At 72.6% G+C, this 12,937-nt stretch carries 11 protein-coding genes; 8 read left to right on the top strand and 3 right to left on the bottom strand.

Annotated elements, in window-relative coordinates; translation table 11 throughout:
* The first annotated feature begins 4 nt into the window (after positions 1-4).
* Together pruA and ACZ7KF_RS19460 are read left to right on the top strand one after the other, a co-directional pair.
* Complete coding sequence (pruA, locus tag ACZ7KF_RS19465; protein WP_471076048.1) at positions 5-1,636, top strand: L-glutamate gamma-semialdehyde dehydrogenase; 1,632 nt, start codon at positions 5-7, stop codon at positions 1,634-1,636.
* 135 nt (positions 1,637-1,771) lie between these two features.
* Positions 1,772-2,311 (top strand): GNAT family N-acetyltransferase, encoded by a 540-nt coding sequence (locus ACZ7KF_RS19460; RefSeq protein ID WP_471076045.1) that lies wholly within the window; start codon positions 1,772-1,774, stop codon positions 2,309-2,311.
* A 6-nt stretch (positions 2,312-2,317) separates the two neighbouring features.
* Here ACZ7KF_RS19460 and ACZ7KF_RS19455 read toward each other — a convergent pair whose 3' ends face one another.
* Entirely contained in the window at positions 2,318-3,313 is a 996-nt protein-coding gene (locus ACZ7KF_RS19455; RefSeq protein WP_471076042.1) for an NADP-dependent oxidoreductase, read from the bottom strand.
* Between the two features lie 103 nt (positions 3,314-3,416).
* Between ACZ7KF_RS19455 and ACZ7KF_RS19450 the strand changes: the two genes are divergently transcribed.
* A complete protein-coding gene (locus tag ACZ7KF_RS19450; protein ID WP_471076039.1) occupies positions 3,417-4,331 on the top strand; it encodes a LysR family transcriptional regulator in 915 nt (304 codons plus the stop codon).
* Between the two features lie 224 nt (positions 4,332-4,555).
* A complete protein-coding gene (locus ACZ7KF_RS19445; RefSeq protein ID WP_471076036.1) occupies positions 4,556-4,687 on the top strand; it encodes a hypothetical protein in 132 nt (43 codons plus the stop codon).
* A gap of 86 nt (positions 4,688-4,773) precedes the next feature.
* Here the strand turns inward: ACZ7KF_RS19445 and ACZ7KF_RS19440 are convergent, their stop codons facing one another.
* On the bottom strand, positions 4,774-6,387 hold the full coding sequence (locus ACZ7KF_RS19440) for a purple acid phosphatase family protein (RefSeq protein ID WP_471076033.1): 1,614 nt from the start codon (positions 6,385-6,387) through the stop codon (positions 4,774-4,776).
* 142 nt (positions 6,388-6,529) lie between these two features.
* Between ACZ7KF_RS19440 and ACZ7KF_RS19435 the strand changes: the two genes are divergently transcribed.
* Together ACZ7KF_RS19435 and ACZ7KF_RS19430 are read left to right on the top strand one after the other, a co-directional pair.
* A complete protein-coding gene (locus ACZ7KF_RS19435; RefSeq protein ID WP_471076030.1) occupies positions 6,530-7,573 on the top strand; it encodes a 3-isopropylmalate dehydrogenase in 1,044 nt (347 codons plus the stop codon).
* A 241-nt stretch (positions 7,574-7,814) separates the two neighbouring features.
* Positions 7,815-8,903 (top strand): branched-chain amino acid aminotransferase, encoded by a 1,089-nt coding sequence (locus ACZ7KF_RS19430; protein ID WP_471076027.1) that lies wholly within the window; start codon positions 7,815-7,817, stop codon positions 8,901-8,903.
* Here the strand turns inward: ACZ7KF_RS19430 and ACZ7KF_RS19425 are convergent.
* Positions 8,900-10,372: a cytosine permease gene (locus ACZ7KF_RS19425; protein WP_471076024.1), complete on the bottom strand. Its 1,473-nt coding sequence runs from the start codon at positions 10,370-10,372 to the stop codon at positions 8,900-8,902. The genes ACZ7KF_RS19430 and ACZ7KF_RS19425 overlap by 4 nt on opposite strands.
* Before the next feature lie 144 nt (positions 10,373-10,516).
* Between ACZ7KF_RS19425 and ureA the strand changes: the two genes are divergently transcribed.
* Both ureA and ACZ7KF_RS19415 read left to right on the top strand, forming a co-directional pair.
* A complete protein-coding gene (gene ureA / locus ACZ7KF_RS19420; protein ID WP_471076021.1) occupies positions 10,517-11,215 on the top strand; it encodes an urease subunit gamma in 699 nt (232 codons plus the stop codon).
* Positions 11,212-12,936 carry an urease subunit alpha gene (locus ACZ7KF_RS19415; RefSeq protein ID WP_471076018.1) on the top strand — a complete coding sequence of 575 codons (1,725 nt, stop codon included), beginning with the start codon at positions 11,212-11,214 and terminating at the stop codon, positions 12,934-12,936. Before ureA ends, ACZ7KF_RS19415 begins: the two co-directional genes overlap by 4 nt.
* The last annotated feature ends 1 nt before the right edge of the window (position 12,937 follow it).

Raw genomic sequence — 12,937 nt, 5'->3', positions numbered from 1 at the left:
TCTCATGGACGCTGTGACCCAGGTCCCCACCCCCGTCAACGAGCCGGTGCACGGCTACGCCCCCGGCTCGCCCGAGCGCGCCCGGCTGGAGGTCAAGCTCAAGGAGCTGGCCGAGAACCCGATCGACCTGCCGATGACCATCGGCGGCGAGCGGCGGATGGGCGGCGGCGAGACCTTCCAGGTCGTGCAGCCGCACAACCACAAGGCCGTCATCGGCACCGGCCGCCACGCCACCGAGCAGGACGCGCGGGACGCCGTCGACGCGGCCCTGGCCGCCGCGCCGGCCTGGCGCGCGATGTCCTTCGACGACCGCGCCGCGATCATCCTGCGCGCCGCCGAGCTGCTGGCCGGCCCGTGGCGCGAGACGATCGCCGCCTCCACCATGCTGGGCCAGTCCAAGACCGCCCAGCAGGCCGAGATCGACAGCCCCTGTGAGCTGGTCGACTTCTGGCGCTTCAACGTCCACTACGCCCGCCAGATCCTGGCCGAGCAGCCCCCGGCGAACTCCCCCGGCGTGTGGAACCGCCTGGACCACCGCCCGCTCGAGGGCTTCGTCTACGCGATCACCCCGTTCAACTTCTCGGCGATCGCCGCCAACCTGCCCACCGCGCCCGCGCTCATGGGCAACGTGGTGGTCTGGAAGCCGTCCCCGACCCAGACCCACGCCGCCGTCCTGCTCATGCAGCTGCTGGAGGAGGCGGGTCTGCCGAAGGGCGTCATCAACCTGGTCACCGGCGACGGCATCGCCGTCTCCGAGGTCGCCCTGAACCACCGCGACCTGGCCGGCATCCACTTCACCGGCTCGACCAAGACCTTCCAGCACCTGTGGAAGACGGTCGGCAACAACATCGAGAAGTACCGCTCCTACCCGCGTCTGGTCGGCGAGACCGGCGGCAAGGACTTCCTGGTCGCGCACCCGAGCGCCGACCGCGCCGTCCTCAAGACCGCCCTGACCCGCGGTGCCTTCGAGTACCAGGGCCAGAAGTGCAGCGCCACCTCCCGCGCCTACATCCCGGCCTCCATCTGGAACTCGGGCTTCAAGGAGGAGTTCGCGGCCGAGGTCGACTACCTCACCATGGGTGACGTCACGGACCTGTCGAACTTCCTCGGCGCCGTGATCGACGACCGTGCCTTCGCCAAGAACAAGGCCGCCATCGACCGCGCCAAGGCGGACCCGGCCTGCACGATCGTCGCGGGCGGCACCTACGACGACTCGGTCGGCTACTTCGTCCGCCCGACCGTCGTCGAGTGCACCGACCCGGAGAACGAGGTCTTCACGACCGAGTACTTCGGCCCGTTCCTCGCCGTGTACGTGTACGAGGACGACAAGTACGACGAGATGCTGACCCAGATGGAGTCGGTCTCCGACTACGCCCTCACCGGCTCGGTCATCTCCAACGACCGCGCGGCGGCCGCGTACACGATGGAGAAGCTCCGCTTCGCCGCGGGCAACTTCTACATCAACGACAAGTCGACCGGCGCCGTCGTCGGCCAGCAGCCCTTCGGCGGCGGCCGGGCCTCCGGCACCAACGACAAGGCCGGCGCCCCCCAGAACCTCCTCCGCTGGACGCTGACCCGCGCCATCAAGGAGACCCTGGTCGCACCGACCGACTACGGCTACCCCCACATGGGCTGACCGCCCCCCCACGGACACGGCCCGGGAACCCCGACGATCGAGCGGGCTTCCCGGGCCGTTCCCATGCGCACCGCGGGCACGCCCAGGCCGAGGGCCCCCGCCCGGCCCCCGACCCGCGCCCCCGATACTGTCGGTATGACCCCTCGCCTCCGGCTCGCCCACACCGCCGATCTCGAACCCTCCGAACTCCGGGCCGTCCGCGCTTTGTTGGACGCGGCCTTCGACGGGGACTTCTCCGACGAGGACTGGGAGCACGGGCTGGGCGGCATGCACGCACTCGTCCATGACGGGACCGGGCTCGCCGCGCACGGCTCGGTCGTGCCGCGCCGCCTGCGGCACCGGGGGCGCTGGCTGCGCACCGGGTACGTGGAGGCCGTCGCCGTACGGGCCGACGTGCGGCGGACCGGGCTCGGCGGGCGGGTGATGGCCGAGCTGGAGCGGATCACCGAGCGGGCCTACGACCTCGGCGCGCTGTCGGCGAGCGAGGACGGAGCCCCGCTGTACACGGCCCGGGGCTGGCAGTGCTGGCCCGGGCAGGTGCACGCCCTCTCACCGGACGGGATCGTGCGGCTGCCGGAGGAGGAGGGGGACGTGTATCTGCTGCCCGCGCTCGCCGGACCGCTCGACCCGGCCGGGGAGCTGGTCTTCGACTGGCGGGACGGGGACGTCGTCTGACGGGGTTCAGCCGGCCGCGCGGACCAGGATCTTGCCGGTGTTGCCGCCGCGCAGCATCAGCAGGAACGCCTCCACGATCCGCTCGAAGCCGTCGATCACGGTCTGGTCCGCGACCAGCGCCCCGCTGCGCAGATGCGGTACGGCGAAGTCGTACAGCTCCTCCTGCGCGTCGCGGTGGTCGCGCACCAGGAAACCCTCGATGCGCAGGCTCTTCTCCACCACGTCGGCGTGGTCGAACAGCACCGGCGGCGCGTCCGGGGTGTTGTACTGGCTGATCGTGCCGACCCGCACCACCCGGCCGCGCTCGCGCAGCGCGCCGATCGCCGCGCCGAGGTGGTCGCCGCCGACGTTGTCGACGAAGACGTCGATGCCCGTGGGGGCCGCCTCGGCCAGCAGGGCGGCGACCGGCGCGCTGTGGTAGTCGAAGGCCGCGTCGTACCCGACGTGGCGGGTGAGGTACTCGACCTTCTCCGGGGTGCCGGCGCTGCCGGTGACCCGGCCCGCGCCGAGCAGCCGGGCGAACCGGCCGGTCGCCGTGCCGACCCCGCCCGCCGCGCCGGAGACGAACAGGTCCTCGCCCGCACGCAGCCGGGCGATCCGGGTGAGGGCGATGTAGGCGGTCAGGCCGGTGCCGCCCAGCACGCTCAGGTACGCCGACAGCGGGACGCCCGGATGGTCGGGGATGCGGCGGACCTCCTCGGGGCGGACCACGGAGTGGGTGCGCCAGCCCTGCCGGTGGAAGACGATCCGCCCCTCGGGCAGCGCCGGGGTGCGGGAGGCGACGACCCGGCCCAGCGTCCGGCCCTCCAGCGGGGCGTCCAGCGCGAAGTCGCCGTCCATCATCTCGCGGTGGTAGGGGTCAACCGACCAGTAGAGGTTCTCCACCAGCGCCGTGCCGGGGGCCGGTTCGGGGACCGGGGACTCGGCGAAGCGGAAGTGGCCGGCCGTCGGGAAACCGGTGGGGCGGGCGGTCTGGTGCACGGTGAGCGCGGTCTCGGTCATGGCAGGGGACCGTAGGCAGGAATGGCGTGCCCGGGCAGAGGGTTGCGCTCATGGAACACGCCCATCCATGAGGCGTCCTCATAGGCGCAGGCAGGAGACCCGAGTGAGCGCAGCCGACCTTGCCCCGCAGGAGCTTCGCGTCCTCGTCGCCGTGGCCGACGAGGGCGGTTTCTCCGCCGCCGCCGTCCGGCTCGGGGCCACCCAGTCCGCGGTCTCCCACGCCGTCCGCGGCATCGAGCGCAAGCTGGGTGCGGTCCTGTTCGAGCGCGGCCGGTTCGGGGCCCGGCCCACGGCCGCCGGGGAGCGGGCCGCGGCCCACGCCCGGCGCGTGCTGCGCATGCTGGAGGCGATGGCCGACGACGTCCGGGGCGCCGGCACCGGCGAGGTGGCCGGACGGCTGCGGATCGCCGCGTTCCGCAGCGCGGCCCTCCATCTGCTGCCGTCCGCCCTGGAGCGGCTGGCCGCCCTGCACCCCGGGGTCGAGGTGAGCGTCACCGTCGTACGGGAACTGGGCCCCGGCACCGCGGGCGAGGTCTGCGCCGGGCGGGCCGACCTGGGGATCGCCACCTTCGGCGATCCGGCGGTCCTGCCCGCGGGGCTGACCGGCGGGGTGCTGCTGCAGGAGCCGTACTTCCTGGTGCACCCGGCCGGGCACCCGGCGCCGCGCTCCCTGCCGCTCGTCGACTGGAGCGAGAACTGCGGCTCGTACACCCGCGACTGGTGGGCCGGCCAGGACTGGATCCCGGCGGCGACCGTCACCGCCGAGGACGACGGGGCGGTGCTGTCGATGGTGGGCAGCGGCCTGGGCATGGCGATCATGCCGGAGCTGTCGCTCACCGGGGCCCCGGCCGCCGTGGAGATCACCGACCTCGGCCCGGGGCGGCCGTACCGGTCCGTCGGCTACGCGACCACCTCCGAACTGGCCGCCACGACCGCCGTACGCGCCCTGATCCGCATCCTGCGTTCCCTCGGGAGGAGTACCCCTGAACGCGCGAAGCCCCAGCTCAGAGCGGTGTGACCCAGTCCACCGTCTCAGATAGTAGGAAGTCCGAGTAATTGTGCAGACAGACGCGGGCGACTCCCTTAGCTTGAAAGAAGCCGAACGTCTCGCTCGATCCAGCGAATGGCGGTCGTGAGCCGGGCCCTGTGCAGGCAACCCCTGCGGCCGGTGCTCCCCGCCTCTTCCGGCGTCTCGTATCCCCTCACCGCCGTGCTCCGCGTTCTCCGAAGGAGTCGATCCCCATGGCCGAGACGACCGTCCGCCGCCGCGTCCGCCACGTGTCCCACGCCGGCGAGTCCGACCGCAAGAACGCCGCCGCCGCCCTCCAGCGCGCCCTGGACCGCCGGGACAACGGCGGCGAGACCGGCCACTGAGCCGGACCACCAGCCGGGAGCCGCACCCTCCCCCCGCTCGGCCACGTCCGGGCGGGGGGAGATCCCCGCGGGGTGCGGCGCGGCCCTCACCCGCCGCGCCGCACCTCGAAGTGGTCGATCCGCCGCCCGTCCTGGGCCAGCGCCGACACCACCAGCCGTGGCGACGCGCCCGTCCGCACCTCCACCGAGAGCAGCGAGAAGCCGGTGTAGCGGACCCGGGACCACTCCGCCGTCTCCGGCGCGCGGTCCTTGTCCTTCGTCCAGGCGAAGGTCCGCACGGCCTCGTGCCGGGTGACGTGTCCCTCGTAGCTGTCCCGCACCCCCGAGGGGAAGGCGTACAGGTCCCGGCCGCCGCCGCCCGCCGTCACGTACACGACGCCGTCCCGGGTGGGGTCGGTGGAGCCGCCGACGGGCACCGCCCGGCCGGTCCTCCCGGACCTGATCGCGTCCGTGCGCTCGTACACATGGTTGTGCCCGTTGATCACCAGGTCCACCTGGTGCTTCGCGAACAGCGGCAGCCACTCCCGCCGCACGCCCCCGTCCGAGGCGTGCTGCGAGGTGGAGTAGGCGCAGTGGTGGAAGAAGACGACCACGAAGTCGATGCCGTCGGCGGCGCGCAGCCGGTGCAGCGTCCGGTCCAGCCAGGCCGTCTGCCGTCCGCCGCTGTGCCCGAGGTTGGCGGGGATCTCGTAGGACACGTCGTTGGCGTCCAGCGCCACGAAGCCGGCGTTGCCGTAGGTGAACGCGTACGCGCCCGGTGTGCCGTGCGGGTCGAAGCCGGTCTGGGGCAGGGAGAACCGGGCCAGTTGACCGCCGTAGCCGTCCGGCGAGTACCACGCCTCCATGTCGTGGTTGCCGGTCGTCACCATCCACGGCACCGACCGTGCCACCGGCTCGTTCTGCTTCAGGAACAGGTCCCAGAAGGCGGGGTCGTAGCCGTCCGTCTGCCGGCCGGTGCCGTTGACGTCCGCGTAGCAGATGTCGCCGGCGTGCAGGTGGAAGGCGGGCTTCTGCCGCAGCACCAGGTCGTCGTTGGCGTGCGCGGCCCGGCCGACGCCCTGGTCGCCGAAGGCCGTGAACACGAACCGCTCCGGGCCCGCGGGTGCCGTGCGGAAGGACGCGGTGGCCGCGCGGTGCGCGGCGGCGGCGGGGTCCCAGCCGTCGTGGCCGACCCCGTAGTAGTACGTGGTGCCGGGCGTGAGGCCGTCCACGGCCGCGTGGACGTAGTACTGCTCCAGCGCGGGCCGCACCCCCTCCACCCCGGGGGTGTGCAGCGGGCGCACCTCGGCCGTCACCCGGCGCCCGAGGTCGTCGGGGCGCAGACCGATGCGCACGTAGGGCCGCCGCACCGCGAACGGCACCTGCCAGGAGATCCTCATCTGCCTCCTGGGATCGGCGCCGAAGGCGAGATGGCGGCCGAACGGGCTGACCACCGAGCCGGGCGCCCGCGAGGTGGCCGGGGCGGGGGCCCGCGAGCCGGTCGCGCCGGACCTCGCCCCGGAGGCGGTCGCGCAGCCGGTCAGCAGGCCGCCCGCCACCGCGCCGGCCGTCACCAGGGTGCGGCGGGGAAGCACCCGGGTGCGCAGGTACTCGTACTGCTCGGCCATGCTCAGCCGTTCGGCGAGCCGCGGCGGAATGCCGACATCGGGGACGGGGGGCCCGGAGGGTCCGGGGGGCGTCCCCCTGGAAAACGCAGCCATGCGCGGAACCTTCCACCGGCGCCCGACGCCCCTGCCACCTACGGGTGAACGCCAGCCGACGGGAGGACACCGGCGACCCGTCCGCGTGTCCGGATGGCGGACAGGGCGTGTCATCCCATGGGACGAGGAGTAGGGTGCCGACATGTCTCGCAGCATCGATCTCGCAGTGATCCCCGGTGACGGCATCGGCCAGGAAGTCGTGGCCGAGGGTCTCAAGGTCCTCTCCGCCGTCCTGCCGCAGGATGTGAAGCTGGAGACCAAGGACTACGACTTCGGCGCCCGGCGCTACCACGCCACCGGTGAGACCCTCACCGACGCCGACCTCGACGCGCTGAAGCAGCACGACGCCATCCTGCTCGGCGCGATCGGCGACCCGTCGGTGCCGTCCGGCGTCCTGGAGCGCGGCTTCCTGCTCAAGCTCCGCTTCGCCTTCGACCACCACGTCAACCTGCGTCCGTCGAAGCTCCTGCCCGGTGTCGCCACCCCGCTCGCCGGCCAGCCGGAGATCGACTTCGTCGTCGTCCGCGAGGGCACCGAGGGCCCCTACACCGGCAACGGCGGCACGATCCGCAAGGGCACCGCCCACGAGGTCGCCACCGAGGTCTCCGTCAACACCGCCTACGGTGTCGAGCGCGTGGTCCGCGACGCCTTCGCCCGCGCCCAGGCACGCCCGCGCAAGAAGCTCACGCTGGTCCACAAGAACAACGTGCTGACCTTCGCCGGTCACCTGTGGACGAACATCTTCCACAAGGTGGCCGAGGAGTTCCCCGAGGTCACCACCGACTACATCCACGTCGACGCGGCGACGATCTACCTCGTCACCGACCCCGGCCGCTTCGACGTCATCGTCACCGACAACCTCTTCGGCGACATCATCACCGACCTCGCCGCGGCCGTCTCCGGCGGCATCGGCGTGGCCGCCTCCGGGAACATCAACCCCGGCCGCGAGTTCCCGTCCATGTTCGAGCCGGTCCACGGCTCGGCCCCGGACATCGCCGGTCAGGGCAAGGCCGACCCCACCGCCACCGTCCTGTCCGTCGCCCTGCTGCTGCGCCACCTCGGCTACGACGCGGAGGCCGACCGCATCGACGCCGCGGTCGCCGCGGACCTCACCGAGCGTGCCGGAAAGCCGGCCCGCTCCACGTCCCAGATCGGCGACGCCCTCGCCGTACGCGTAGCCGGCTGACCCGCCGCGCCACCACCGAGCCGCCGGGTCGCAACCGCACCCGGCGGCTTTTCCTGTGCCTCACCGGGTGCCACCATCAATCCCTGGGCCGCTTCACCCCGATTCCTGACGGCGCAGCCCCCGCGCGATAATCGAACGCGGAGCCGCGATATGAGGGAATGCTCGGACGTCCTAGCACTGACGACTGGCAGTACAGGAGTGAGCGCGGCCCGTCACTACAACCGGTGAAGGACAACCACTGATGACGACGCCCACGATCGAGCTCAAGCCCTCCGCCAGCCCGCTCGCCGCCGCCGAGCGCGAGGCGATCCTGGCCAACCCGGGGTTCGGCCGCCACTTCACCGACCACATGGTGACGATCAAGTGGACCGAGGGCCGGGGCTGGCACGACGCTCAGCTCGTCCCGTACGGCCCGATCTCCCTGGACCCCTCCACCCACGTCCTGCACTACGGCCAGGAGATCTTCGAGGGCCTGAAGGCCTACCGTCAGTCCGACGGCTCGATCGCGCTGTTCCGCCCCGATGCCAACGCCCGCCGGTTCCGCAGCTCCGCCCGCCGCATGGCCATGGCCGAGCTGCCCGAGGAGCTGTTCATCGCCGCGCTGGACGCGCTGCTCACCCAGGACGCCGACTGGGTCCCGCCGCACGGCGGCGAAGAGGCCCTGTACCTGCGGCCGTTCATGTTCGCCACGGAGGTCGGGCTCGGCGTGCACCCGGCCAACGAGTACCTCTTCATGCTGATCGCCTCTCCGTCCGGCGCCTACTTCGCCGGCGGCGTGAAGCCGGTCACCATCTGGGTCTCCGAGGACCACGTCCGCGCCGTCCCCGGCGGTACCGGCGACGCGAAGACCGGCGGCAACTACGCCGCCTCCCTGCTCCCGCAGGCCGAGGCCGCCGCGCACGGCTGCGACCAGGTCGTCTACCTCGACGCGGTCACCCGCACCAAGGTCGAGGAGAGCGGCAGCATGAACGTCGCCTTCGTGTACGGCGACCGGATCATCACCCCGTCGCTCACCGGCTCCATCCTGGAGGGCATCACCCGCGACTCCCTCCTCCAGGTCGCCCGCGACCTCGGCTACACCGCCGAGGAGGGCGAGATCACCCTCCAGCAGTGGCGGGAGGACGCCGCGTCCGGTGCGCTGACCGAGGTCTTCGCGTGCGGTACGGCGGCCGTGGTCACCCCGATCGGTCACGCCAAGACCAAGACGGACCAGTGGACCCACGGCGACGGCACCCCCGGCCCGGTCACCCGGCGGATGCGCGAGGCCCTGCTCGGCATCCAGCGCGGCATGACCGAGGACAAGCACGGCTGGATGCACAGGATCGGCTAACCGCGCGGTGCGCATTCGCGCGAAGGGGCGTCGGGTGTCTGCGGGACCGCCGTGGCCGGTCGCGCGGTGCCCCGCGCCCCTTCGGGGCGCGGGCCGGCCTGCGTCAGCAGCAGGTACACCACCCCGCCGACCAGCCCCGACAGCAGGAAGCTGCAGTCCACCCCGCCGGTCAGGCGCAGCAGCGGTCCCTCGTACGACGGCAGGGACACCGCCAGCAGGCCGACCGCCGCGCCCAGCGCCCACGACACGGTCGCCTGGACGTTCCAGCCCGCCCGGTACCAGTAGATCCCGCCCCGCGAACGGCGGTTGAAGACCTGGAGGGCGTCGGCGTCGTACACGCCGCGGCAGCGGACGAAGCCGATGAGGGTGACGACCGCCCACGGGGTGCCGACGGCGGTGAGCAGCAGCACGAAGGACGTCATCGCCGACTGCGCGTTCCAGGCGTAGTGGCCGGCGAAGACGCAGGCGGTGGCCACGACGGCCACGGTGCAGGTGGCGCGGGCGCGGGAGGCGCGGGGCAGGATCGCGTCCAGGTCCAGGCCCATGGAGTACAGCATCAGGCCCGCGTTGCCCACCGAGCCGGCCGAGGCGGCCAGCAGCAGCGGCACCAGGTACCAGCCGGGGGAGGCCGCGACCAGCGGGCCCGCGTAGTCGGTGGCCGCGCGGGCCGCGTACGCCGTGAAGGTGCCGAACAGCTGCGGCACCAGCAGCCCCAGGATCAGGCCGAGCCAGGTCGCGTGCAGCACGCGGCGCGAGGAGTGGCGGGCGGGGGAGATGTAGCGGGTGTAGTCGCCGAGCAGGGTGATGAAGGCGATGGGACCGGACAGGCCCGCCGCCACCGCCGCCAGGAACCAGGTGGACCAGAAGGAGCCCAGCAGATAGCCGCCCGCGCCCGGCAGCGCGGCGGTGGTGAAGTGCGGGGCGTAGGCGAGGACGCCGAGCAGCAGCAGGGCCGTCATGCCGACGGCCAGCACCCGGGACATGGCGAGCAGCACCCGGTAGCCGTAGACCGCGCCCGCGACCGTCGCCGCGGCGAGCAGCGCGTAGACGAGGGCGTACGACATCCCGTCGGCCGGTACGCCGAAGAGCCGGTCGAGGACCATCAGCATCACGTCGCCGCCGATCCACACGGTCAGCGCGGTGTAGCCGAGGGCGAGCAGCAGCCCGACCACCGAGCCGATCAGCCGGCCGCGCACGCCGAACTGGGCGCCGGAGGAGGTGGACAGGTTCGTCGCGGTGCGCAGGGAGACCAGGGCCAGCGGGGCCGTGAAGAGCGTGCCGATCACCGTGCCGGCCACGACGGCGCTCACCGACGCCCACCAGCCGAGCCCGAAGGACGGCGGCAGCCAGCCGAAGATGATCACCCCGAGGCAGAGGTTGGAGCCGAGCAGGATCGACACGAGGTCCCGTGGGCCGCTGGTGCGTTCCTCGTCCGGGACGGTGTCGACTCCGCGCTGTTCGATCGGCATGGCTGGTCTCCTTCGACGGCCGCCATTGGTTTAGAGCGACGTTCAATGTGACGTGAGGCCCTGCCCCCGGTCAATGCTTCTGTTTCATGAATTCTCTGTTTAGAGTGATGCTCTAATCCGTGGAAGACAAGGAGGTGTCGCGTCGTGAGACTGACCCCCACGGAACGTGACCGGCTGCTCCTCTTCGGCGCCGCCGAACTGGCCCGGGCCCGCCGGGCGCGCGGTCTCCGGCTGAACGTGCCGGAGGCCACCGCGCTGATCGCGGACACCGTCTGCGAGGCCGCCCGGGACGGCAAGCGGCTCGCCGAGGCCATCGAGGCGGCCCGCTCCGTGCTCGGTCCCGCCGACGTGCTGCCGGGCGTCGCCGACGTCGTCACCGAGGTGATGGTCGAGGCCGTCTTCGACGACGGCTCCCGGCTCGCGGTCGTCTCCGACCCCATCGGCGGCGGCCTGGGCGAGGACGCCCCGGGCGCGCTGCTGCCCGGCCCCGAGCACGCCGACCCCGGGCCCGCCGTGCGGCTGCGCGTCACCAACACCGCGACCGTGCCGGTCTCCGTCACCTCCCACTTCCACTTCTTCGAGGCCAACCCGCGCCTCGACTTCGACCGCCGTGCGGCCTACGGCATGCGGCTCGCCGTCCCCGCGGGCTCCTCGGTCCGGTTCGGTCCCGGGGAGAGCGAGGAGGTCGGACTGGTCCCGGTCGGCGGCGCGCGCATCGCGATCGGCTTCGCCGGACTGGTGGACGGGCCGCTGGACGCGCCGGGCGCGAAGGAAGAGGCCCTGCGCCGGGCCGCCGCCTGCGGATATCTCGGAGTGACGCCGGAAGGAGGCGAGGAGCGATGAGCCGCTCGAAGGGACGAGAGGTGAGCCGGTCGATCCATGTCGACCCGCACGCCTACGCCGCCACCCACGGCCCCCGGGCCGGCGACCGCATCCGCCTCGGCGACTCCGGACTGACCGTCCGCGTCGAGTCCGACGCCCAGAAGTACGGCGACGAGTTCCTGGCCGGCTTCGGCAAGACCGCCCGCGACGGACTGCACCTCAAGGCCGCCGCCGTCCGTGCCACCTGCGACGTCGTGATCAGCAACGTCGTCGTCATCGACGCGGTGCAGGGGATCCGGAAGGTGTCCATCGGCATCCGGGAAGGCCGGGTCTGCGCCATCGGACGCGCCGGCAACCCGGACACCCTCGACGGTGTCGACGTCGTCGTCGGCACGGGTACGTCGATCGTCTCCGGCGAGGGGCTGATCGCCACCGCGGGTGCCGTCGACACCCACGTCCACCTGCTGTCCCCGCGCATCATGGAGGCGTCCCTCGCCTCCGGCGTGACCACGGTCATCGGGCAGGAGTTCGGCCCCGTGTGGGGCGTCGGCGTCAACTCGCCCTGGGCGCTGCGCCACGCGTTCAACGCCTTCGACGCCTGGCCGGTCAACATCGGCTTCCTGGGCCGGGGTTCGTCGTCCCACGACGCACCCCTGATCGAGGCCCTGGCCGAGGGCGGGGCGAGCGGCTTCAAGGTGCACGAGGACATGGGCGCCCACACCCGTGCGCTGGACACCGCGCTGCGGGTGGCCGAGGAACACGACGTCCAGGTCGCCCTGCACAGCGACGGGCTGAACGAGTGCCTGTCGGTCGAGGACACCCTGCGTGTGCTGGAGGGCCGCACGATCCACGCCTTCCACATCGAGGGCTGCGGCGGCGGACACGTGCCCAACGTGCTGAAGATGGCCGGCGTCCCGAACGTCATCGGCTCCTCCACCAACCCCACCCTGCCCTTCGGCCGGGACGCGGTCGCCGAGCACTACGGCATGATCGTCTCCGTCCACGACCTCAAGCCCGACCTGCCCGGTGACGCGGCCATGGCACGCGACCGCATCCGCGCCGGCACGATGGGCGCCGAGGACGTCCTGCACGACCTGGGCGCGATCGGCATCACCTCCTCCGACGCCCAGGGCATGGGGCGCGCCGGGGAGACCGTCCGCCGCACCTTCGCCATGGCCGGCAAGATGAAGGCCGAGCTGGGCCCCATGGCGGGCGACGGCGAGGGCGACGACAACGCCCGCGTGCTGCGCTACATGGCCAAGCTGACGATCAATCCCGCGATCGCGCACGGCCTCGCGCACGAGGTCGGCTCGATCGAGGTCGGCAAGCTCGCCGACCTCGTGCTGTGGCGCCCCGAGTACTTCGGCGCCAAGCCGCAGCTCGTCCTCAAGGCCGGCTTCCCGGCGTACGGCGTGGTCGGCGACCCCAACGCGGCCACCGACACCTGCGAACCCCTCGTCCTCGGACCGCAGTTCGGCGCGTACGGCGCCACCGCCGCGGACATCTCGGTCGCGTTCGTCGCCCGGGCCGCCGTCGACCAGGGCAACGACACGATGCCCACCCGCCGCCGCCGGGTCGCCGTACGCGGCACCCGGGGCATCGGACCGGCCGACCTGCGGCTGAACGCCCGGATCGGAGCGGTCGACGTCGACCAGCGCACCGGCCTGGTCACCCTCGACGGCGACCCGCTGCGCTCGGAGCCCGCCGACTCCGTCTCCCTCAACCGCCTCTACTTCCTCTAAG

It is taken from the genome of Streptomyces sp. NPDC038200 (assembly GCF_055600785.1).
The sequence above is the reverse complement of the archived record's forward strand: the minus strand, read 5'-3'. Positions and strand labels throughout refer to the sequence as shown.

Coding starts and splice junctions, on each gene's coding strand:
- ACZ7KF_RS19460 (WP_471076045.1), top strand. CDS start 1,772: ATGACCCCTCGCCTCCGGCTCGCCCACACCGCCGATCTCGAACCCTCC.
- ACZ7KF_RS19445 (WP_471076036.1), top strand. CDS start 4,556: ATGGCCGAGACGACCGTCCGCCGCCGCGTCCGCCACGTGTCCCACGCC.
- ACZ7KF_RS19440 (WP_471076033.1), bottom strand. CDS start 6,387: ATGGCTGCGTTTTCCAGGGGGACGCCCCCCGGACCCTCCGGGCCCCCC.
- ACZ7KF_RS19430 (WP_471076027.1), top strand. CDS start 7,815: ATGACGACGCCCACGATCGAGCTCAAGCCCTCCGCCAGCCCGCTCGCC.
- ACZ7KF_RS19415 (WP_471076018.1), top strand. CDS start 11,212: ATGAGCCGCTCGAAGGGACGAGAGGTGAGCCGGTCGATCCATGTCGAC.
- pruA (WP_471076048.1), top strand. CDS start 5: ATGGACGCTGTGACCCAGGTCCCCACCCCCGTCAACGAGCCGGTGCAC.
- ACZ7KF_RS19435 (WP_471076030.1), top strand. CDS start 6,530: ATGTCTCGCAGCATCGATCTCGCAGTGATCCCCGGTGACGGCATCGGC.
- ACZ7KF_RS19455 (WP_471076042.1), bottom strand. CDS start 3,313: ATGACCGAGACCGCGCTCACCGTGCACCAGACCGCCCGCCCCACCGGT.
- ACZ7KF_RS19425 (WP_471076024.1), bottom strand. CDS start 10,372: ATGCCGATCGAACAGCGCGGAGTCGACACCGTCCCGGACGAGGAACGC.